Here is a 22,680-nt window from a genome sequence, read left to right as displayed (position 1 = left end):
AAAAATGACGCTTTCCTGAGTTTCCAGTAAAATGGATTCAATCTTTTTGAATGGCAGCTGTTACAAAAATACCAAGAAATTGATCGCGATTTTTGGCTTCAGAAAGGCTTTGAAAAACGGAGTCGTAGTTCTCAATCCCCGCTAATCGGCCTTCGCGAACGCAGCGCCTGTGCCAAAGTCCCTTCATCGAGATAATCGAGCTCACCGCCCACTGGTATACCATGCGATAGTTGGCTTAACCGCAAGGGATAATTTTCGAGCCGCTCGGCGATATAATGCGCCGTGGTCTGCCCTTCCAATGTGGCGTTCATCGCCAGCACCACTTCATCAATGCCGCCCTGCTCCACCCGCTTGATCAGCTTGTCGATCGCGATATCTTCAGGCCGCACACCATCAAGGGCTGACAGCCGTCCACCCAGCACATGGAATTTACCGGGAAACAGACGCGATTTATCGAGCGCCCACAGATCCGACACTTCCTCCACCACACAGAGCGATTTTGCGTCCCGCCGCGGGTCGTTGCAAATCTGGCAAGGATCCTGTGTATCTACATTGCCGCAAATACCGCAGGTGACCAGATTGGCATCAACGCGCTCCATCGCCGCCAAAATTGGCTTCATCGTGGTCTCTGGCCGTTTGAGCAAATGCAGCACTGCCCGCCGCGCTGAACGGGGACCGAGACCGGGAAGCTTTGAGAGCGCCTGAACCAGATTTTCAATCTCTTGCGATGCCATGGCTTGACCTTTAGGGCCATGGCGGTCCCTCTGCCAAGACAAAAACTTGCTGTCCTACTTAGGCGAGTTTCGATAGGGAGAAAGCATGATTCATCTTGCGGCAAAAATTAGCACATTCAACGCGTTACTTTTGGAATCCCTCCCGCTGAAAAGCCGTTCATGGGGGGTTGTGAATTGTGTGAACTTTGACCCACGCTTTCCCACGACCCGGCCTGAAAACTGTGTTAACTTTGGGTTCAAACCAAGCAGTGACGTAGACGAAAAACCTGGTGTGATCTGTGTGAACTTTGGAAGCGCCAAACATCTCGAGCAGGCAAACGCATGACTATGGAAAATTCCAAAAAACTGCGGCTGGCATATATGGGCACACCGGATTTTGCGGTCCCGGCCCTGCGCGCGCTACATGCGGCCGGGCATGACATTGCTGCCGTCTATTCACAGCCCCCGCGACGCGCGGGAAGAGGCAAGAAACTAACGCCCTCACCGGTTCAAAAGGTTGCGGAAGAATTGGGCATAGCAGTCCGCGTGCCGACATCCCTGAAAAACGAAGAAGCGCAGGCAGAATTTGCCGCGCTTGATCTCGATGTGGCTGTTGTTGCTGCTTACGGGCTAATCCTGCCGCAGGTGATATTGGATGCGCCTAAAATGGGATGTCTGAATATCCACGGGTCGCTTTTACCGCGCTGGCGCGGCGCAGCGCCGGTGCAGCGGGCTATATTGGCTGGTGACGAGGAAACCGGCATTACCATCATGCAGATGGAGGCTGGTTTGGACACCGGGCCGATGCTGCTGAAATCCGACACACCGATTGCGGAAAAGACCGCTGGCGAACTGACCGAAGAACTCGCCCAAACCGGCGCTGATCTGATGGTGCAATATCTTGCCGCACCGGAAGACTATCCACCCGAAGTGCAGGATGATGTGTTCGCAACCTATGCCAAGAAGATCGAAAAGCACGAAGCCCGTGTGAACTTTGAACAGCCTGCAGTTGCGGTGCTGCATCAAATCCGCGCCTTTAATCCCGTACCGGGAGCATTTTTCGAATTTGCTGGTGACCGCTATCGCATCCATTCCGCCGAAATTATTGATAGGTCAGGCGATCCAGCCACTGTGCTCGATGATAAGATGACCATTGCATGTGGCGATGGAGCAATCAGACCCAGCCTTATCCAAAAGGCCGGTAAGCCCGCAATGGAATTGCAGGCGTTTCTGAACGGTACGCAAATCCCCGCAGGTACCTTGCTGCAATGACCCGCTTCGCGATCACCTTGGAATATGACGGCAGTCCCTTCATGGGTTGGCAGCATCAGGACCATGGCGCCAGTGTTCAACAAGCCATTGAAAAGTCTATCAAAAAGATCACTCAGCAAGATATTCGCGTCTTCGCTGCTGGCCGCACCGATGCGGGTGTCCATGCTTTGGGGATGCGGGCGCATTTTGATCTTGAGACCCGGTTGACGCCATTTAGGTTGATGGAAGGCCTGAATGCAGGATTGCGTCCCCATCCGGTGGCCGTGCTGGCTTGCGATATTGTCGATGATGACTGGCACGCCCGGTTCAACTGCATTGGCAGGCGCTATGTCTACAAGATAACCAACCGCCGTGCACCGCTGACATTGGACAAGGGACAAAGCTGGCAAGTTGCAAGGCCGCTGGATGCCGGACTAATGCATGATGCTGCACAAGAGCTGGTCGGGCAGCATGATTTCACTACTTTTCGGTCCACTCATTGTCAGGCGCAAAGTCCGGTGAAGACATTGGACAGCATCTCCGTCACCCGTTTCGGTGAAGAGATTGAGGTTGAGGTCGCAGCGCGATCGTTTCTCCACCATCAGGTGCGCTCCATGGTCGGGTGCCTCAAACTGGTGGGCGATGGCAAATGGACGCGCGATGACTTGCGCAAAGCGCTGGAAGCCAAAGACCGAGATGCGCTGGGTTTTAACGCGCCGCCGGACGGGCTCTATTTTGTGGACGCAATTTATCCGAAATCGGATGAGAAGTCAGAGACCGAATAGACGCTGCAAAGATTTGTCGAGCATCAGCAATTGCCACAGCAAACGGCTATTATCAGACTTTCCAGCAATATGGTCATCCGCCACTTTGCGCAGCGCCTGCTCATCAAACCAGCCCATCCGGGCAAGAGCACCAGCGCCTGAAATGTTACGCGCTTCATCCGCCAGCGGCCCGCGAAACCACGCGGCAATCGGCGTCACAAAACCCATTTTCGGGCGATAAAGGATATCTTGCGGCAAATAGCGCTCCATCGACTTTTTCAGCAGATATTTGCCGGCCCCGCGACGAATCCGCAAATTAGTCGGCAGCTTGGCAGCAAATTCCATCAGCTTATAGTCGAGCAATGGCTCCCGCGCTTCGAGGCTGACCGCCATGCTGGTCCGGTCGACCTTGGTCAATATATCGCCCGCCAGCCACATTTTCATATCGGCATATTGCGCCTGATCCAGACCATTGCGCGCCGGGGCCCGCTCCATCAGGGCAATCATCTGCGCTTCGCCCTGGTAGCCGCCCAATTGCTTTGTCATCGCGTCGGAATAGATCGCATGACGGCCCGCCAGCGTCGTGACCCCAACCGCCTCGGCATAACCTTCCGGTCCGGTGCGGGCGAGCGACAACAGGGTCGACTTGGCCCGCAATGGACGCGGCGCCCAATCGGCTTTGGGATAGACTTTACCGAGCCACCCCAAAGCAGGACCGCGCAAGGATTGCGGCAGCAAGCCCCTCACCCGTTCCTCAGCATGGTGGAAGACATGACGGCGATATCCAGCCAGTGCTTCATCCGCGCCATCGCCAGACAGCGCAACGGTCACATTCTCCCGCGCCAGTTCCGCCACCCGATATGTTGGCAGGGCCGAGCCATCGGCAAATGGTTCGTCAAAATGGTCAGCCAGCGTATCAATCAAGCCAAAATCATCAGCTGCGACGGTGCGCGAGCGATGGTCTGTCCGGAACCGCTCCGCTACCTGCTTGGCATAGCTGGTCTCGTCCAGTGACGCTTGGTCAAAGCCGATGGAACAGGTTTTGACCGGTTGCCGGCTCTTCTCCGACATCAGGGCGACGACAGCACTGCTATCGACACCGCCGGACAGAAACGCGCCAAGTGGTACGTCGGCAATCATCCGAGAGCCGACAGCGTCTTTCATCAATGCGATCAGCTCTTCTTCCAGAGCGGCGGCCGATGCCTTGCTACGCTCGCTAAAATCCATATCCCAATATTGGATCGGTGCAGGTTTTGGCTTGCCTTGCTCCATCAACAGGTAATGACCGGCAGGCAGTTTTTTGACGCCTTTAAGCAACGATGTCTGGTCCGGCACATATCCGAATGCAAGATAGTCATCGACAGCTCTAAGCTCCGGCTCCCGGCGCAGCAAAGGATTGGCCAGCAACGCCTTCAGTTCGGATCCAAACAAGATACTGCCATCCGACACCGGCGCATAGAAAAGCGGCTTCACGCCCAACCGGTCGCGTGCCAGAAACAATTGCTTCGTGCGCTGATCAAAAATCGCGAAGGCAAACATCCCATTAAGGCGTTTCAGGCAATCCACGCCCCATTGCCGCCATGCATAGAGAATGACTTCGGTGTCGCCACTGGTCGCAAACCGATGACCAAGAGATTCAAGCTCAACCCGGACATCTTGAAAATTGTAGATCTCGCCATTGAAGCTAATCACCTGCGCTTCATCGGCGGTCAACATCGGCTGCGCGCCACCTTCCAGGTCGATGATCGAGAGACGGCGATGTCCAAGTCCAACACCCGGCGCAGTCCAGATACCCGAACCATCGGGCCCCCGGTGAGTCAGACTATCGGTCATCTTGCGCAGGCGCGCTGGATCAATCGGCTTGGCCGTCTCCAGATGAAATATTCCCGCAATGCCGCACATGATGTGCGCCCTAGCGCAGACCTGCCATTTCGTCAGCCAATTTATCGAGGGGACCCAACGCCTTGCGAAAAGCGTCCATCGCTACTGCCGGTCCGGCTTCATCGACTTTCTCCGCCGAAATCAGAACCGCCACGGCTTGCTGATTACCGCCAAGCAATTTGGCTTTCAGCGTTTCAATCTTCACCGTCGATCCGCTTCCGGTCAGTTTATCACCAACCCGATAGAAGGACTGCACATCGCGCACCACAGGTCCGGGTGCGGTTATCTGAACAGCGCTACCGGAGTTCGGGGCTGACAAATTGCGGCTCCATGACCAATCGGTTCCCGGATCAAAAGCCCCCTGCCCATAGCCGACAATCTCGCGGCCATCCTCCTGGCGGTCATAGACGGCTATGGCCAGATCAACCGCAGCACCATTTGCAAGGTTGCGATAGCGACCCAATAATTGATGATTGGCCCCATCAAAACGCGGCTGCCAGTCAAATTGCGGGCGATAATCCACCCGTTCCCAGCCTGCAACGGTCGGCAGTGCTATTTCATCCGGTATCGGAGAGCTTTGCGAAGCAAGGGCTGATGTCCAGAGAACGGGAGCCAACACAATGACTGCCATGACGATCATCGCTGCTTTGGGTGTTAGCTTTGATGGTCTTGATTTCGTGCGCTCAATCGCTTCACAATCGATCATCGGCTCGTTAATCTTGCGATCAAAAAATGGCCAGCCGATGACCATCACCAGGGCAAGCACGAAGGCGAAGAAAAACCAGCCGTAGAAGATATGATCAAAGCCGGTAGCAAAATCCGTGGTCGTGTGATGCGCGATGTAGATTGTCCCAAAGGCGCGAATGCCATTGGCTATAATCGGCACAATCACAGCAGCAAGCATGAATAGCGTCCGCCGCTGCCAGCTTTGAAAACAGATATTGCTGACCAAAGCGCCGTAGGCGACCATTGCGATCAGGAATTTGACCCCCGAGCATGCCTCTGCCACTTCAAAATAGCCGGTTGGTGTCGAGATAAAAACACCATCAATAAAGGCCGGAATATCGGCCCAACCGAGAAAGACCATCGACATTTTCGCAGTGATGGTTTGCAGAAAGGGCACAAATTCTTCGCCAAAGGGCACTAGGAAGAAACTGTAAAACAGAGGAAAGATCAGCCCGCGCATAACCTTTGGGCCAAGCAATGTGATCACTGCGCCTTGCAACATCATGACCAGACCCAGCTGGCGAGCGAAGGAAACGCCAGCCGCCTCGCCCAGCAACCAGCCGCAGGAAGCAGCACCTATCCACAGCAGGCCGGGAGTCCAAATCGATGGCGTGATTTTTACCAGTTCCTCTCGCCGCTGCTGCACCAGCCAGATGATGATCGGTACAATCAGAAGGCAATGGTTATAGGTCGAAACATTCCACCAGGCATCCAGCGTCGCTAAACCATCTTGCCAGAACAGGACCATTATCGCGGCAACTGCCAAACCAAGCAAACGCAAATGCTTTATCCATGCCGAGATGTCAGCCTTGCCTAGCTTGACTCCTGACTGCTTTTCGATCGCCGCGCTGCTCATTCCGCCGCCTCAACCAATTCCGGGTTATCGATACCGCACAGGTCCGCAATGTTAGCAAGCTGGGTTTCCCAGCTATAGGTTGAACGGATCAGTGCACTCGCATTGTCACCCAGCGCCTTCGCTTTTTTGGGATCTGACAATAGATCACTAACCAGTCGCGCCTCGTGTTGGGCATCATCGGCGACACAAAAATGCTCTCCATCAACTGCTTCGATGCCCTGTGCGGCAGCGGCAGAAGCAACGACAGGTTTGCCCATGGCCATCGCTTCGAGAACCTTGTTCTGGATTCCGCGAGCAATGCGCAAAGGTGCGACAACGACATCGACAGCCTTCAGCCAACTACGAATATCATCAACGCGTCCGATCACATTTGTGCCGTTCAGTCCGTCGAGCTTTGCTACGTCAACCGTCGGAGCACGCCCGACTATCGCGAATTGCGCGTCGGGGTGTTGTTTCAGAATTTCGGGCATTGCTTCTTTGGTAAAACTGGAAACAGCCTCCACATTAGGACGATAATCCATCTGCCCGGTAAAGACGATCAGCGGCCCTTCATGAGGAGGTTCGATCGCCTTCGCTTTGGCCGGATCATAATAATCAAGATCAATTCCATTGCCGACAGCTCTGACTTTATAATTGTCGAGACCAGAGCGTTGCCGGAACAGCTCTGCTTCTGCCTCACTAACAAAAAGAGAATAGTCAGCGAGCGAACCAACCTGTTTTTCAAATGCGCGCAACAGCTTTCCCTCGCGCCGATTGATCCAGGTCATCGGACCAGAACCCTCGTCCGAATAGCTTTCAAATTTAGCGCTATCTACATCGGCAAAATCCATGACCAGCCGGTCAGAAAATTCTACAGGAATGAATTGTGCCATCTGTCCGGAGAAAACAAAGATGCAATCAATTGATCGTGACTTCAGAGTACTGCGAACATAGTCCTGAATTTCCGAGCTTTCAAAAGAAGTCAGCGAAACTGGCTTGCCAGAAGCAATCGCTTCTATCCCTGCTCGCCAATTGGATTTACTGCGCCTGACAATTTTCATCGATGCAAGCGATGCCTTGATATCGCTGTCTTCAGCCGCTTCCTTTTCATCGTCGGCAAAGCAAGCCAGATGTACCGGAGTATATTCCATAAGCTTACGCAGAATATGGTGTGAGCGGATTTTATCCCCCCGATTGGGCGGCCACGGAACCCGGTGGGTCAGGAATAATATCTCACCCATTAACCCAGGCCTTTGGCGATTATCGGCCCCAAACGGTTTGCCAGGGGAAGTGGTAATTTTTGCCACAGAGCAACCTGCAACCGATATTTAGGGCTCATCGGATTGACGTCACGTGCTTCTTCGCCATCTGCTGTGCGAATGGCATAGGATAAAGGTTCTGGCTCTAAGCCCCAGTTCTTCTTGAAGCTATAGGCTCCCGTTCCTATCTTTGAACGACCGAAATCAAAGCGCCTGCAACCGCGTTCACGCGCGTGATTCATCAGCGCATAATACATCACATCATTGGCGCGCAGCCGCCGCGCATCAAAGCTCCCCCCGCCCCAATAAGGCAGGACAGTCTCATTGTGATAAAGGCTCAAAACGCTAGCGACTGGTTTGCCACCCCTCAATATTGTCAGGATATCGGCGTCTGAACCAAAGGCACCTATGACCGCGTCAAATAGCGCCTTCGGAAAGACCGGCGTGCCAAGATTCCGGACACTTTCAGCATAGATATCGTAGTGATCTGATCGATCGTCTTCATTTGATCCAATCCGAACAACCAAATCATTTTTCAGTCCCTTACGAACCTCAGCGCGTTGTTTCCTTGGGATAGCGAGCAACTGATTTTCATCGCTATCTGCCAGATCCGTCACAAACCCGGCATAGACATCTTGTTTATTCTGCCATTTGTCGCATGGCACCGGCCCACCGCGTAGTTCAATCGTCGGAAAACTATGTGTCTTGGCAAAACTCCAAACTGCATCAGCCAGCATTTGTGTCGCCTGATCGCTCAAGCTTAATATCCCGCCGCAAACGGCAAATCCGGACGAAACCAACGCTCGCCCGAACAATGCTGAATGAATAAGCGTTAGAGGCAATATCGCTTGCAATTCACCTTCAGCATTTTCGGCGAGCATATAACGCCATTCATGACCGCAAGCCTTTGAAACGCTCATTACCCAAGCCGGTCGATGGAAAGCCGTTCCATGAGCGTGGTCGGCGACAAATTTGTCAATCCGCACCAGCTCATTCGGGTCTTCCTGATCCAATATGCGAATAACGATCGACTGTGGTGAGAAAGGCATATTCATCGCGCCAGTTCCCCTTCCAACGCAGCCAATTCATCTACCCTGCCCCAAATATGATCTTTACCGGCGCGAACCAGCTTGGAGCGCATTGCATGCAACTTGGTATAGTGGCGCAGCTTTGATTTGAGCGGAGCATTATCAACACGGGGTTGTTCTGGATCAATTTCCCATGGGTGGAAATAGAAGATGGCACCGCGACCATCATCCTTCTGCATTTTGCGAATAGCGCGATCATAAAGCGTATAAGGAAGCAGACGAAAAAAACCGCCGCCGCCAGAGGCAAATATCCTATTTCCCACTTTCACTGTCGTCACTGGCAACTCAATCAAATCCGATCCAGCAACCGGCTTCCAAGCAAAACGGGGTGATCCGGCCCAGCCATAGTGATCATGCTTGATCGGCGCGACACTGGACGAATAGCGATAGCCCTGTTCTGCCAGTATTTCATGGGCCCATGGTGTGCGATGATCTATCGAAAAGCTGGGCGCGCGATAACCGGTAATGGCCTGTCCGGAACTGTCTTCCAAAATCTTGCGACTGCGCTCCAGATCATCGCGATACTGGTCTGGTGTCAATGTAAATACACGCGCATGATCATAACCATGACTGGCCACTTCATGCCCTTCCGCCACAATGCGCTGCATCAGCTGTGGATAGCGTTCCGCTACCCAGCCTAGCGTGAAAAAAGTCGCCTTGATCCCGACTTCATCAAACAAGTCGAGAACATCATTGGTGTTTCTCTCAACCCGATGCACCAAGCCGTCCCAATCGGCACGGTCAATGACCGTTTCAAAGGCGCCAACCTGAAACCAGTCCTCGATATCGACCGACATGGCATTGAGCAAAGCATTCGCTTTTCTCGCCTTATCTATGGGTTCAGGCCGCGCGTCCTGCATTGACATAGCTTTCCTTGCTCCGGATATCGCTTTCGACCCAATCCACAAGCATCGTCAAGACACGGTGCAGACTTTCCTGCTGCCCATCCATACGCGTTTCCAATGCGGAAAGCTGTCGGGACAGGATATCTACACGTGCTGAAACCTTGTCGTCTACAGCCGGTGCAGTCACTGCTGGCTTCTCGACTGTTGCAGTTTCGGCAGGTGTTGGTTCAGGTACAAAGTCAACGCTTCGTAACGGCACGACATCATGCTCTTGCGCAGCGGCTTCGGCGACAACTGGAGTTGGACTTTCCGGAACCACAGCGGCAACCGGTGCGATAGGTTCAGACACCACGGGAGCCGGTGCTGGTTCTGTCTGTGCCGCTCGTGCAGGTTTTTCCCATAGAGGGCTTTTTGCCGTCGCCAGATCAATCTCTGCTTCGGGTTCTGCAATATCGATTTCTTCGCCATTTAAATCAGCCAAAACTCGGCCGACCAAAGCTTGATCGATCAATTCAGCATGTTCAACGGCACCCATCAACAGGACCCGGCTCATCAATGTATTGATTTTGCGGGGCACTCCACCGGTTTCGCTGAACAACAGAGAAAATACGTCAGATGTGATTTTCGGACGCCCGGACCAACCACTTTTGGACAGCCGGTGCGTGATATAGGGTTCGATTTCATGCGCTTCCATAGGTTCAAGATGGTGATGCGCAATAACGCGCTGACGCAATTGTTCCAACCGATCGGATGTTTGCAACGTGTCCCGGAACTCGGGCTGGCCAAGAAGGAATATCTGCAACAAAGCCTGACCACCCAATTGGAAATTGGATAGCATACGTAGCTCTTCCAAAGCACCCGTCGGCAGGTTTTGTGATTCATCTACGATCAGCAGGCACCGGCGCCCAGAACGTGCTTCACTATGCAAAAATTCTTCGAAAGCGCTGAGTAACTGCGCTTTGTCCAAATTGTCTGTATCGATATCGAAGTTATCCGCAGCGACCCGGACAATATCTTTGCTGTCCAGCGCCGTCGTCACGACGTTGGCGGCTGTTAGTCGCTCGCGATCAATCGTTGCCATCAAGTGGCTGACCAAGGTCGTTTTACCTGCGCCTACATCGCCCGTAATGACAATGAAGCCTTCGCCCTGTGCCAGGCCATAGCCAAGATAGGACAGTGCCTTTCTGTGGGTCAGGCTTTCGAAATAATAATGCGGATCCGGTGTCAGCTGGAATGGCCGACTTTTCAGTCCATAAAATTCTTCATACATACTGGTTTCTCCCACCTACTCTTGCGGTGATGCTGTTAAAATTCATATTGCAGGCCAAGCAATGCGGATGCTGTGAGCTCGCTATCAAAGCCATTCTGTTGAAAGCTATCAAGACCAACAGCTGCGGTCCCGGTCAGCCGCGGAATAATCTGACGATAATAGGCCGCGTTCGCACCCATTGCGAGTACGTTAGGTGCACCAGCAAAGCCGCTATCCAGCAAGTTTGCATAGACATTGGTATCGAAACCAGACCGCGCATCTAGCTGGCGTCCGATTGACAGGTTGGCATAGTAATTTTGATCCACCAAACCATCCACGCCGGGGAGACCGCCCAATTGCGATGCGAAGAACCGACGACGGGAATAGCCCGCTGCAACGCCCATATTCCAACCACTATAGCTATAAGTTAGTTGTGCATTCACGCCGCGTGCTCGAAACGAAGAGGACGCCGCCGACTGCAATGCGTCGTTGACACAAAGACTACTCGTTTGGCCAAAGGCGCAACCATTTAGTTCACCACTGAGAGGATTGCGATTGCTGGTAAAGCTCGTACCCAAGGATGACAGATTGTCGTTCAGCAAGTTACCGAAACCCGACACTGTGTCATAGACCGACACGTTGAGCGAAGTATTTTCATTGGGCTGATAACCAAGGCTGCCAGCATAGGTTGTGCTGCCATAGCGTCGCCCTATGCGCGCTTCCAAAGAAGTCCGGCGGCTCGGGCGCCACAACACGCCAGCGTCCCAGATCAAACCATCCTGATCATAAGACAGTAAACGCGGAGATGCTTCATCAGTAACCAAGCGACCATCATTGTCGACAACCGGATCGCCATTAACGTCTCGCAGTGCATCGCGTTCGGATATTTCGATATCCTCATAACCGACACCACCAACAAGTGCGACGGTGGGCGTGACCGGAACGGTTACATCAGCACGGACATACTTGCCCTCAAACCGCTGATCCAGCTGGCCAGCGTCTTCACGTTCGTAACCTGCACCGACGGACCAACCGAAAGGTAGATCGCCCGGGCTCATACCAACGCTTGCGCTGGCCGAATGGCTGACGCTGTCGTCAAAAATATCAATTGGTAACTGCCCAGGAGGCAAAATGCCGGTGTCTTCGCTTTCGACCTTGGTATAGCCGACCCGGTAATTGGCGTTTACGTCAAGCGCGCCGATATTGGTCGATAGAGATGGCCCCGCATAGATCGAATAGACTTGCGTGACATTATCGATATTACCAACGGTATTCGAAGGCGCTTCACCGCGAAGGTCAACGCGGCTGCGCGTGGCAATACCGCCTGCTTCGATGGATAGAACATTTGGCACAACCTGCACACTACCGCGCGCCAGACCGCTGAGAATATCATCGTCGCCGATATTGTCCTGATAGAAAAAGCGGCGCTCATAGCGCAGATTCACTTGTGCTTCTGCCCGGCGGGTCTGGATTGATGTCTCAATGCCTGCCGCGACCGTCGTATAGGTCAACACGTCCGAACCGTCTTTCAGGTCTGCTACAAGAACCTGCTGCACTTCCAGATAAGGCGTAACTTCAACATTGCGGTTCTGGGCTTGCGCTGGCTGCACTGCAACCATTGCGAGCGGCACCAATACCGCCGCTGCCCTCAACATATTCATGCACTTACTCTTGGTCACGGTTACTCTCCATATCCGTAATAGGATCCAAAGCTCCGCCCCGTTGGCGAGAATTTCGTGCCATTGAGGAGCAATTGGATATTGTCACAGCCAGCCATCAGGCTCAGCGCATCGCGCAAGGCTGTTTCCGTTGTTTCATCTGCTTTCACGATCATCACCACTTGCCCGACATGGGTCGCGAGCACGGATGCTGGCGAGGCAGACAAAGCAGGTGGCGAATCAAAAATAACGATCCGGTTGGGATTATTCTGTGTCAGCCGGCCCAAAACCTCTTGCGTCCGCGAAGAGGCGAGATATTCGGTGTCTGCATTGGTCTGCTCACCTGCTGGCAAAATCGCAAGGCCCGCAATATCCGTATGGATGATGCAGTCTTCGACCGGCAGTTGCGGATCGGCCAGCGCGTCCATCAGGCCCTTGCTGCCTTCCAGACCAAGGCTCGACAAAATACTCGGCTTGGCAAAGTCGGCATCAACGAGCAGCACTTCATTGTCTTTCTCTGCCGCAATCGAAAGCGCCAGATTCAGCGCACAGAAGGTCTTGCCCTCATTTGGGTGAGCCGAACAAATCAGGATGCGTTCGCCATGTTGCACGCGCGCTTGCTTGGCACTGCCTTTGGCTGCCATCAGCAGCTGGCGCTTGATGATACGGAATTCTTCCGAAATGCCGGTCACCGGGCCATCGGGTACAACAAAACCGGCTTCGCGCAACTTGTCACGGTCGACGATAACACGCGGACCATCATAAGCCGCAGTGCGTTGAGGCGCGGTTGGTACGACTTGTTGTGTTGCCACCTCCGGTGGTAAAATTTCTGGTCCATAATTCTGCGTCGGACCGCCGGTTTTCGACGGCACATAGTCATAGACCTGCGCCGCACGTTCAAGCAGTGAACTGGATTTACTGAGAGGATTATATTTGTTCATAATTTTTCCTCAGGCCACCATGCCGCGCTGGATAAACTCAACGACCATCAGCAACGCAAACACGCCAACCAAGGCGCCGCCAGCGCTATAAAATAGGCGCATTTTCTTTTGCCGGATTTCTCGTTGACTGCTGGTCAGGATTTGCGAAACCGAACCGATAACGGGCAGTCCGCTTGCCTTCTCGAGCCGCGCCGATGTCGGATAGCTGGTCTGCAATTGCCCCATCGCAAAGGCCGCGCCAACGCCGCCGCCAAGACCGACGAACAAGACCATCGCTAGCAATAATGGCCGGTTCGGCGCAGCGGGTGACCGCGGGCTAGACGGCGGATCGATAACCTTGAACTTTACGGAGTCGGTTTCCGACTCTACCTGACCGCGCAGTTTGATCTGCTCTCGGTCTTGCAACATCTTATCATATTGGCCCTTCAGCACATCATAGTCGCGGTTGATCCGGGCCATTTCTGCGGCAACGCCAGGCTCCAAAGACTGTTTGGACGCCAGTTGCGTCATGTCCGCCTGAATGGCGTTTTTGCGGGCTTGCAGAGCAGCAACCGATGCCTGACGCTCAGCGCGCATGCTTTGCAGCGAGCTATAAGCGGGGTTTGGTGTTCTATAGCCTGATGATCCAGACCCTTTAGGCTGTGCTGCGACCTGCGCCCGCAGTGCGGAAATTTCCCTCTTCATGGCAACGATATCCGGATGGCTGTCTGTCCACCCACGCGCGCGCGCCGATGCCAGTTTACCTTGCGCTTGTGCCAATTGTCCTCGCGCACCGCCTCCGGAGCTGCCACCTGCAAATCCTGGCGTAGCGATTGTTGGCGGTGTTCCCGACAATTGACCATTTAGAGCTGCTAAAGAGCTGCTAGCTGATGCCAATTGCGATTCGATCTGACTAAGCTCGGCACGAGCCGCTTCGATTCGTTGGCTGATCGAACCAACACCTGGTAGCAACCCAAGATTTTCTGTTTCGAACTGGACCCGTTTTTGTTCTGCTTCCTGCAACGCTTTTTCCCGAGTCGCGAGTTGCGCATCGAGGAATTTAAGAGTCTGGGTTGTCTCGTCGCGATCACCAGAGAGGTTTTCTTCGACGAAAATATCGATCATCTTCTGAACGATTTCGCGCGATAACGTGGCGTTTTCAGCGTCCGACATATTGCTTGCAGAAGCGGTTGCAGTGATTTCGAAGAGATTATCTTTTTCCGACTTAATCTCGATATTCTTCCGCAACATCTCAACCTTGCCGGCCAATTCGCGGTCGCTCGCAACTGAGAGGTTTAGGTCCGTTCCCCGGACAACCTTTTCCAAGTTAATGGTGGATGCTAGCGTTTCCTGAACTCGGTCCATATTCCTTTTGCGGTCGCGGGATTCGATGCCGACTTTGTCAGACAAGATTGACTGCATCTCCACAAAGACGCGCGCTTTGGATTCGTAGCTATTCGGGATCAGCGCAACAACAAGCCAACCCAACAGGCAGATGCCCCAAGCAACAGCCAATGCGAGCCAGCGCCTGTTCCAGACGCTGTGCAATGCTATTCTAACTTCATCATAAAGGCCGTTCATTGGTCTTTTCGATCCCTATCAAGGTGCGCCGCGCGGCGGATTAAAACATGCTCTTGGGAATGATGATCACATCGCCGGGACGCAGCATCACATTGGCTTTGGTTTGACCGCGATCGAGCAGATCGGCGATGCGCAGGGCATATTCCTGCTGCTTGCCGGTGCCCCGATTGTAACGAACGAGGCGCGCTTTATTTCCAGAAGCAAATTCAGACAGACCGCCGACGGCGATCATCGCGTCGAGCAACGTCATATTGGCGCGGTACGGTATCGAAGCAGGTTTCTCGGTCGCGCCGACAACCCGGATTTGCTGAGAGAAGGTGCCGGAGAAATTATTGACGATGACCGATACGAGCGGTTCGTTGATATATTCTGACAACTGCAGTTTCAGATCTTCCGCCAGCATCGCAGGCGTTTTGCCCACGGCAGGCATATCGGTAATTAGCGGCGTCGTGATCCGGCCATCCGGGCGAACCTGAACCTTTGCGCCCAGCTCGGGGTTCCGCCACACAAAAATGGTAAGCTCATCAAGCGGTCCGATGACATATTCTTCACCCGGACCTTCCTGCATCGAAACGAAGGATGCAGGCGGGAGTTGCGGCCCTGAAGATGTGCCTGAACATCCGGCAACCGCAAGGGAAGCCAATCCGGCACCCATCAGATATTTCGGTAGCTTCTTCTTTTTCAACGCAGCAGTCATTTCCATATCCTCGCAAACAGCCATTGGCGACCCGCCGATTCCGGACGGAAATCGGCCAATCACGCATAGTCTTGCGAAGGCTATGAGAGAAAATAGTGAAGATAGCGTTAGGATTGATAGAAATTAGGGTTAATATTTGGCTGTTTTCATGGGATGCAGAAGAATACCCACCTAACCAAGCAGCACTTCCTTGGCCGCTCCCTGACCTAAAAAGTTCGCCGGGCTAGCGCTCGCACCATAGGCTCCGGCGCAGAATATTGCGACAATATCACCTATCTCGGCGGTCGGCATTTCCGCCCGATCACTTAATAAATCAAGCGGTGTACATAGACATCCAACAATCGATACGGTCTCATCAGATGGCTGGTCATATCGTGTTGCAATTGCCGCAGGATAGTTCCGGCGGATGACGGTTCCGAAATTTCCGCTCGCCGCCAATTGGTGATGCAAACCGCCATCGGTCACCAGAAATGTCTCACCCTGACTTTTTTTGCGATCAACGATTCGCGTCAAATAGACCCCCGCCTCACCAACGAGATAGCGCCCTAGTTCGAGAGCGAACTGAGTATCCGACAAAATATCGGGCAGATCGGCAAATTGCTTTTGCAGCGCTGCACCAATTTGCGCCACATCCAAAGCCTGATCGCCGGGGAAATAGGCTATGCCAAAGCCGCCTCCCAGATTGATATGCTCCGGGCTTTGGCCAATTTCTTCCGCCAACCGCGCGGCAAGACCAATAGTCTGCGCCTGCGTTTCAATGATCGCATCGGCTTTCAGGGCTTGAGAGCCCGCGAATATGTGGAAACCGCGCCAATGTGCTCCGGCTGCTAATATCTTGCGTACGGCTGGAGCAACAAGATCGATATCCATACCAAATTGCTTGGCTCCGCCGCCCATTTTCATGCCAGACCCTTTGAGATCAAAGTCGGGGTTTACCCTTATGGCAAGCCGGGGCTGCAATCCTTCTTTTGCCCCAATTGCTAACGCGCGGTCACACTCGCTGGGCGATTCGATGTTGATGGTCACGCCTGCCTGAATGGCCTGGAGCAATTCAGCATCGCGCTTACCGGGGCCAGCAAAGCTGATTTTCTTCGCAGCAGCACCGGCCTGCAGCGCCATAGTCAATTCACCACCAGAGGCTATATCAATCCCATCGACAAGCCCTACCATATGCGAAAGCACCGACGCATGAGGATTGGCTTTCATCGCATAATGAATGTGCAATTGTCCCGGCATTGCATCTCGCAAAGCCTCCATCCGCTTACTCAAAAGCCGTTTGGAATAGACAAATAGTGGCGATCCATGTTCGGCGACCAAAGCGCCTGCTTTTGCGCCGTCAATCGCAAGCTGTCCGTCGAGGCTCTCATAGCCACTGGGTATCGGCCCGATAGGTTTGATTTTACTCATAGTTTTTCGTTCTTTGCCAAAGCATTACGATCCAATTTACCGTTAGGGTTCTTCGGAAAATCCTCGACCAGGATAATATCGCGGGGGTACATAAAATTGGGTAAATTGCGCTTCAAATATGTCCTCAGTTCTTTCTCCACATCCGCAACATTCTGTACTTCTGCTGGCCGAACATAAAGACAAATCGCGTGCCCCAATCGCTCATCGGGAACCCCAACAGCCACGGCTTCGGCGATAAGTCCTGATTCCACAGCCACTTCTTCGACTTCGGTCGGACTGATCCGGTTACCGGAACTTTTTATCATATTATCCGTCCGCCCGACAAAATAGAGCAAGCCATCGGCATCGCGCCGGACCGTATCGCCCGACCAGACCGCCGTACCGCCATATTTTGACGCAGCCGGTGCCGGTTTAAACCGTTCGGCCGTCCGTTCCGAATCCTGCCAATATCCTTGTGCTACCAGCGGACCAGCATGAACCAACTCGCCCTCTGTCCCGACAGCCGCGATATCTCCGCCCTCTCCCACCACCATGATTTCAGCATAAGGAATGGCAGTCCCCATACTGGTGGGATTATTGTCGATCAGCGCAGGATCAAGATAGGTTGAGCGAAACGCCTCGGTCAGTCCATACATCGCGTAGATATCGGTCTTTCCGCCGAAAATAGCACGCAATTGTTTAACCAAAGATGGCGTCAAGGCGCCGCCGCTATTGGTTAGCCTCCGCATCGATGTGACTGCGTCCTCTGACCAGTCCTGATCGACCAATTGCACCCAAAGCGGCGGGACAGCGGCCAGAGTGGTGATCTGGTCACGGGCACTGGCCTTTATCACATCCCGAGCGGTGAGATAGTCCAGCGGATAAGCGCATCCGCCAGAGAACCAGGTCGAAAGCAGCTGATTCTGGCCATAGTCGAAACTCAACGGCAACACGCATAATGTCCGATCATCAGGTGTCAGTTTCAAATATTGCGCGACACTGACCGCGCCCAAGCTGAGATTGGCATTGCTGAGAACAACACCTTTTGGCCGTCCTGTCGAGCCGCTGGTGTACAAAATCGCTGCCAATGCATCTATATTGTCGGACAACTCACTGGGGTCCATGGGATCACCGATTTGCTCCAATTCATCCGATATTGCGACTTCATTCCAAACCACACAAGATTGATCTAAAGGATTGTCATCTAGAGATTTTATCCGACCGGCATTGGTAATCAGCAACTTGCTACCGCTATCGATGACAATATGCCCTACTTGCGCCGGTTTTAGAACCGGATTGACCGGCACGTGTACCAACCCCGCTCGGACCGCTGCCAGAGGCATGATACAAGCCAATTCCGTCTTCGGCAGCCATGTCGCGACCCGATCGCCCTTATCGAAACCCTGCTCCGATAACCAGCGCGCCAAAACGCCCACACGATGATTTAACATCTTGTAGCTAAGAGACCCAGAACGCGTGACCAACGCTATCGCATCGGGATCTTTTCCGATGGCAAGGCGGTCCAAAGGGAATGCATCATCTGTGAATTGAGTATTCAAATGCTTGAGCCTATGGGAAAAAGTAGAAAATTGTGACAGATATAGTGATAGCAATGAACAGTGAATATCACGACAATTTTCAGTCGGCGCAAGCCGTGGCTGGTGAAAAGCTTGGTCGAACGGGTCAAAAGTCGCTGTTTGACCGCATAGACTGGTTGAAACAGCTGCATGAGCTATGTCTTCCAAATAACCAACCGCTTATTGTTAAAAGCGCCGAAAATGGTGCCCAAGCGTGGTTGTTCCTGATGAAAAAAGGTCTGGGCAACTACACTGCCCTCGCCAACTGGTATAATTTCACCTATCGGCCGATTTTCGCCGGAGATAACAGCGGTGAACATGATGAAGTCACCAAATTGGCCCTTCTTGCCAGTGTCGCCAAAAAACTCTCTTCGCAATGTCATCGTATCGAAATTGCTCCGGTGCCGGAGGAGGACCAAGCCGCTAGCCTCACCGAACGGGCCTTTGAACAAGCTGGCTGGGTCGTTTTCAAATCGAAAGCCGATGACAATCATATCCTTGTTGTAAAAGGCCGCACATTCGACCAATATTGGTCGGAACGCCCCGGTCGGTTACGCAATACCGTTCGGCGCAAAGCCAAGAAGAACATTGTTTCCATCCGGGTTGAGACCGAATTTTCCGAAGAACATTGGGCAGATTACTGCGATGTTTACAACAAAAGCTGGAAACCCGAGGAAGGCAACCCCGATTTCCTGAAAAACATCGCCAAACAGGAAGCTGCCGCCGGATGTTTGCGCCTTGGCCTTGCTTATATTGATGGTAAGCCCGTTGCAGCCCAATTCTGGACCGCCGAAAATGGCGAAGCGCTTATTCACAAGCTCGCTCATGTTGAGGATGCGACCAAATCGTCACCAGGCACATTACTCTCCGTCGCCATGTTTCAGCACGTTATAGATGTGGACGGCGTAAAATTGATTGATTTCGGCACGGGCAATGATCCTTACAAACGCGAATGGATGGAAGATGTCCGCACCCGATATCGTCTGGAGATGTTCTGGCCTAATAACCCCCTTTCCTGGCTACCTATCCTGCGTTACCAAATGTCAGCCCTTGTAGGAAAGCGATGATCGCTTTAGGGAAGCGCGGTTGTCCGGGAGTCGGGGGTTTATTGATGTCGGAAAATACGGAATTGACGCCAGAAGCTGCTGTTCGTGCGGTCATGCAAGACATATTGGGGCTGGACGAAGCGCAGGTTGCTGCATTTACTACAGAAACTGAGCTTTTTGGCGCACTACCGGAATTGGACAGCATGGCAGTCGCGGGACTGCTTACGGAACTAGAAGATCGTCTCGATATCATGATTGAGGATGATGAAGTTGATGGAGAGCTGTTCGAAACCTTCGGCAATCTGGTAGCTTTTGCTGAGACGAAAGCAGCCGAGTGACGGCGACGCTCGACTATTCGAGTTATCAATTTCAAGGACAAGATGAACTTTGCCTGCGGGTTGGCGCAGCGCATGCCAAGACCATCCTTGTCATCCCGCCACTTTTCGATGAAATGAACCGCATGCGGCGGATGCTGGTCAATATGATGCGCCTACTCGCCGAACATGGCATTGGCAGCACCCTACCCGACCTACCAGGCACCAACGAAAGCCTGTTCCCACAGAAAGAAGCCAGTTTGACCATATGGCGGCAGGCCTTGGTTACTTGTTCCGAAACATTACCAGCGCCTCATCATATCGTTTCGTTTCGCGGCGGATGCTTGCTCGATAACTTTACCGATAATGCCAGAAAATGGCGGCTATCTCCTGTAAAAGGTACAACTCTACTCCGCACCATGATGCGTACTCGCATAGCCTCTGATAAAGAGGCAGGGCTGTCTACGGATATGGCGCAGTTAGTCGCAGAGGCCAAACAGGGTCAGGTCAATTTGGCCGGTAACAACATTGGGTCCGCCCTATTTTCCGAGCTGGAAGACGCCCTGCCCGCGCCATCAGAAACCGTTCGCACAGCGCAACTGGAAAACAACACCAAAACGGCAGATGTCAGGCTTGCTGGCTCTGCCTTGTGGTTACGTGCCGAACCCGGGGATGATCTGCTGTTATCGGGAGCCATAGCGACTGACCTGGTGTCTTGGATATCGGCATGACTCGGTCCTTTCATCAGTTTATCTGTGAGGACGCGATGCTCGCTGGCACGCTCGATAGAGGTCCGCGTTCGACCGGGCTTTTGATTGTCAGCGGCGGCAACGAGATCAAAGCCGGCGCCCATGCTGGCATGGCGAAACTGGCACAAAAGCTTGCTGACCAAGGCTTCCCGGTCTTTCGCTATGACCGCCGAGGGATTGGTGACAGCAGCGGCAGTAATAGCGGCTTTTTGGAAGCGAGAGCCGATATCGACGCCGCGACGGAATATTTCCGTGAAACGCATCCGAACCTGACCAAAATCGTCGCTTTCGGCAATTGTGATGCGGCGACCGCTTTGGCATTATTTGGTAACAAGATAGCCATTGATCAGACAGTGCTGGCCAACCCGTGGGTGATCGAAGAAGCCGATCTCACCTCTCAAGCACCAACCAATCCGCCGCCTTCTGCCATTCGGTCGCGCTATTGGGCGCGTTTGAAAAACCCGAGGTCCATAATTGACTTGTTTACCGGCAAGATTAACTTCAGAAAACTTGCTAGCGGATTACAACAAGCGACTCAAAAACAAGAAAATACTGCCCTAGCTAACGACCTCAAAAACGGGCTGATCCAACTGGAAAAACCGTGCCATATTTTGCTCGCTAGTCAGGATACGACTGCCCGCGCTTTTCTTGCAGCATGGAATAGTCAGGACTTCGCCGCAGCTAGAGCCTTGCCAAATATCACGATCGAAACGCTCGATAGCGCATCCCATAGTTTCGCAGATGATCAGTCCAAGCGCTGGCTGGAAGACCAGCTTCTCGACATCCTAAAAAACGCCTGATTATTCAGCCGCCAGCAGCTCAAACTCTTCTTCCGCCAGAAAGCGCTCGGCATCTAATGCTGCCATGCAGCCAGTGCCTGCCGCCGTAACAGCCTGCCGATAGACATGGTCCATCACATCACCGCAGGCAAATAACCCCGGAATCTTGGTTTTGGGGGTACCCGGTTCGACTTCAATATAGCCGCCGTCGATCAGATCGAGATGATCTTTGAAAATCTCCGTCGCCGGCGCATGTCCAATGGCAACAAACGCCCCGTCCGTTTCCAAATGGCTTTGTTCACCGGTCTGCGTATCGATCAGATCAACACCAACCAGACCCACAGGATCGCCGCCGCCGACAAATTTCTCGACCGTCTTGTTCCACAACACGGTGATTTTCGGATTTGCAAACAACCGGTCCTGCAAGATTTTCTCGGACCGCAAGCTGTCGCGGCGATGGATTAGGGTCACATCATCGCTGTGATTGGTCATGTAGAGCGCTTCTTCGACAGCCGTGTTGCCGCCGCCGATGACGACCACTTTCTTGCCGCGATAGAAGAAACCGTCGCATGTTGCACAGGCGGAGACACCTTTGCCGCCTAGTTCCTGCTCACCTTCCACGCCTAACCATTTGGCCTGCGCACCGGTGGCAATGACCAGCGTATCACCTTCATAGACAGTCCCGCCATCACCGGTCATCCGGAAAGGGCGCTGCGAAATGTCGACATCGACAATCGTATCAAACATCGTGCGCGTGCCGACTTTATCAGCCTGCGCCTGCATTTCTTCCATCAACCACGGCCCCTGCACCACATCGCGGTAGCCGGGATAGTTCTCCACATCAGTGGTAATGGTCAGCTGACCACCGGGCTGCAAACCCTGCACCACAATCGGCTCTAACCCAGCGCGTGCGCCATAGATAGCGGCGCTCAGCCCAGCAGGGCCGGAGCCCAGGATCAGCATTTTGGTACGATGTGTTTCGGTCATATTTCCATCCTAGATTCGTTTCGTTCCACATAAGGATGCAAAGCAGCACTCGGCAAGAGGCGATGCGAGAAGAATCGCTGTTGGCGGGGATGTTTTTTATTTATTCCCTCAGGCGGCGGGAGTTTTTGATTAACCTCAAACGCCGGGCGCGGGCATCCGCCCGCTTGGCTACGCGCCAAAGGGCGCGGCGGACGCCATCCAATTTTGGCGTCCTTGCCTCCGCTTCGCGTCGGTTTGGTGCGAACCTTGAGGTCAGTCTACCGAGCGTAGCGAGGCAAGCGCGACCGCGCGCCCGAGCTTATGCGAGGGTAGCCAAGGGCACGGATGTGCCCGCCCGGCGTTTGAGGGAATAAACAAAGACTCTTCCCCTCCCAA

20 protein-coding genes are annotated in these 22,680 nt (G+C 53.4%); 6 read left to right on the top strand and 14 right to left on the bottom strand.

The annotated features are described in order from the left end of the window. Window positions 1-131: 131 nt before the first annotated feature. On the bottom strand, window positions 132-734 hold the full coding sequence (gene recR, locus ABJM21_RS16950; protein ID WP_348371872.1) for a recombination mediator RecR: 603 nt from the start codon (window positions 732-734) through the stop codon (window positions 132-134). Between the two features lie 345 nt (window positions 735-1,079). Here recR and fmt point away from each other — a divergent pair, with 345 nt between their 5' ends. Continuing rightward, window positions 1,080-1,985, top strand: a complete 906-nt coding sequence (gene fmt / locus ABJM21_RS16945) for a methionyl-tRNA formyltransferase (RefSeq protein ID WP_348371870.1) — start codon at window positions 1,080-1,082, stop codon at window positions 1,983-1,985. Next, window positions 1,982-2,749 carry a tRNA pseudouridine(38-40) synthase TruA gene (gene truA, locus ABJM21_RS16940; protein WP_348371756.1) on the top strand — a complete coding sequence of 256 codons (768 nt, stop codon included), beginning with the start codon at window positions 1,982-1,984 and terminating at the stop codon, window positions 2,747-2,749. The genes fmt and truA overlap by 4 nt, the downstream gene beginning before the upstream one ends. On the opposite strand, the gene ABJM21_RS16935 is transcribed toward truA, so the two are convergent. The 12 genes from ABJM21_RS16935 to ABJM21_RS16880 all read right to left on the bottom strand — a co-directional run bounded on the left by ABJM21_RS16935 (window position 2,735) and on the right by ABJM21_RS16880 (window position 18,412). Beyond that, window positions 2,735-4,630 carry an XrtA/PEP-CTERM system amidotransferase gene (locus ABJM21_RS16935; protein WP_348371753.1) on the bottom strand — a complete coding sequence of 632 codons (1,896 nt, stop codon included), beginning with the start codon at window positions 4,628-4,630 and terminating at the stop codon, window positions 2,735-2,737. The two genes, truA and ABJM21_RS16935, sit on opposite strands and share 15 nt — an antisense overlap. Window positions 4,631-4,640: 10 nt before the next feature. Further along, entirely contained in the window at window positions 4,641-6,191 is a 1,551-nt protein-coding gene (xrtA, locus tag ABJM21_RS16930) for an exosortase A (RefSeq protein ID WP_348371750.1), read from the bottom strand. Then, on the bottom strand, window positions 6,188-7,411 hold the full coding sequence (locus tag ABJM21_RS16925; RefSeq protein ID WP_348371748.1) for a TIGR03087 family PEP-CTERM/XrtA system glycosyltransferase: 1,224 nt from the start codon (window positions 7,409-7,411) through the stop codon (window positions 6,188-6,190). The genes xrtA and ABJM21_RS16925 overlap by 4 nt, the downstream gene beginning before the upstream one ends. Further along, window positions 7,411-8,484: a FemAB family XrtA/PEP-CTERM system-associated protein gene (locus ABJM21_RS16920; RefSeq protein WP_348371745.1), complete on the bottom strand. Its 1,074-nt coding sequence runs from the start codon at window positions 8,482-8,484 to the stop codon at window positions 7,411-7,413. Before ABJM21_RS16920 ends, ABJM21_RS16925 begins: the two co-directional genes overlap by 1 nt. Continuing rightward, window positions 8,481-9,383 (bottom strand): XrtA system polysaccharide deacetylase, encoded by a 903-nt coding sequence (locus ABJM21_RS16915; RefSeq protein WP_348371743.1) that lies wholly within the window; start codon window positions 9,381-9,383, stop codon window positions 8,481-8,483. The genes ABJM21_RS16920 and ABJM21_RS16915 overlap by 4 nt, the downstream gene beginning before the upstream one ends. Continuing rightward, window positions 9,358-10,632 (bottom strand): XrtA/PEP-CTERM system-associated ATPase, encoded by a 1,275-nt coding sequence (locus ABJM21_RS16910; RefSeq protein ID WP_348371740.1) that lies wholly within the window; start codon window positions 10,630-10,632, stop codon window positions 9,358-9,360. The genes ABJM21_RS16915 and ABJM21_RS16910 overlap by 26 nt, the downstream gene beginning before the upstream one ends. A gap of 35 nt (window positions 10,633-10,667) precedes the next feature. After that, entirely contained in the window at window positions 10,668-12,290 is a 1,623-nt protein-coding gene (locus tag ABJM21_RS16905) for a hypothetical protein (RefSeq protein ID WP_348371737.1), read from the bottom strand. 2 nt (window positions 12,291-12,292) lie between these two features. After that, window positions 12,293-13,210: an AAA family ATPase gene (locus tag ABJM21_RS16900; protein WP_348371735.1), complete on the bottom strand. Its 918-nt coding sequence runs from the start codon at window positions 13,208-13,210 to the stop codon at window positions 12,293-12,295. A 9-nt stretch (window positions 13,211-13,219) separates the two neighbouring features. Then, entirely contained in the window at window positions 13,220-14,770 is a 1,551-nt protein-coding gene (locus ABJM21_RS16895; RefSeq protein WP_348371732.1) for an XrtA system polysaccharide chain length determinant, read from the bottom strand. A 40-nt stretch (window positions 14,771-14,810) separates the two neighbouring features. Next, the gene (locus ABJM21_RS16890; protein WP_348371867.1) at window positions 14,811-15,455 is read right to left on the bottom strand and encodes an XrtA/PEP-CTERM system exopolysaccharide export protein; all 645 of its coding nucleotides are present in this window, start codon (window positions 15,453-15,455) and stop codon (window positions 14,811-14,813) included. Between the two features lie 183 nt (window positions 15,456-15,638). Then, a complete protein-coding gene (locus ABJM21_RS16885) occupies window positions 15,639-16,865 on the bottom strand; it encodes a pyridoxal-dependent decarboxylase, exosortase A system-associated (protein ID WP_348371865.1) in 1,227 nt (408 codons plus the stop codon). A 5-nt stretch (window positions 16,866-16,870) separates the two neighbouring features. Then, on the bottom strand, window positions 16,871-18,412 hold the full coding sequence (locus tag ABJM21_RS16880) for an acyl-CoA ligase (AMP-forming), exosortase A system-associated (protein WP_348371729.1): 1,542 nt from the start codon (window positions 18,410-18,412) through the stop codon (window positions 16,871-16,873). A gap of 32 nt (window positions 18,413-18,444) precedes the next feature. Here ABJM21_RS16880 and ABJM21_RS16875 point away from each other — a divergent pair, with 32 nt between their 5' ends. From ABJM21_RS16875 to ABJM21_RS16860, 4 genes are read left to right on the top strand one after another with little or no spacing between them, the layout of a single operon-like run. Continuing rightward, on the top strand, window positions 18,445-19,497 hold the full coding sequence (locus ABJM21_RS16875; protein ID WP_348371727.1) for a GNAT family N-acetyltransferase: 1,053 nt from the start codon (window positions 18,445-18,447) through the stop codon (window positions 19,495-19,497). A gap of 44 nt (window positions 19,498-19,541) precedes the next feature. Continuing rightward, on the top strand, window positions 19,542-19,814 hold the full coding sequence (locus tag ABJM21_RS16870; protein ID WP_348371724.1) for an acyl carrier protein: 273 nt from the start codon (window positions 19,542-19,544) through the stop codon (window positions 19,812-19,814). Further along, window positions 19,811-20,521, top strand: a complete 711-nt coding sequence (locus ABJM21_RS16865) for a hypothetical protein (protein WP_348371721.1) — start codon at window positions 19,811-19,813, stop codon at window positions 20,519-20,521. Before ABJM21_RS16870 ends, ABJM21_RS16865 begins: the two co-directional genes overlap by 4 nt. Beyond that, window positions 20,518-21,339 carry a hydrolase 1, exosortase A system-associated gene (locus ABJM21_RS16860; protein WP_348371719.1) on the top strand — a complete coding sequence of 274 codons (822 nt, stop codon included), beginning with the start codon at window positions 20,518-20,520 and terminating at the stop codon, window positions 21,337-21,339. The genes ABJM21_RS16865 and ABJM21_RS16860 overlap by 4 nt, the downstream gene beginning before the upstream one ends. Here the strand turns inward: ABJM21_RS16860 and trxB are convergent, their stop codons facing one another. Next, window positions 21,340-22,305, bottom strand: a complete 966-nt coding sequence (gene trxB / locus ABJM21_RS16855) for a thioredoxin-disulfide reductase (RefSeq protein WP_348371716.1) — start codon at window positions 22,303-22,305, stop codon at window positions 21,340-21,342. Window positions 22,306-22,680 lie beyond the last annotated feature (375 nt).

It is taken from the genome of Parasphingorhabdus sp., assembly GCF_039977335.1.
In the GTDB taxonomy this organism is placed as follows: domain Bacteria; phylum Pseudomonadota; class Alphaproteobacteria; order Sphingomonadales; family Sphingomonadaceae; genus Parasphingorhabdus.
Note: the sequence above shows the minus strand (reverse complement) of the source record. Positions and strands in the feature narration are given on the sequence as shown.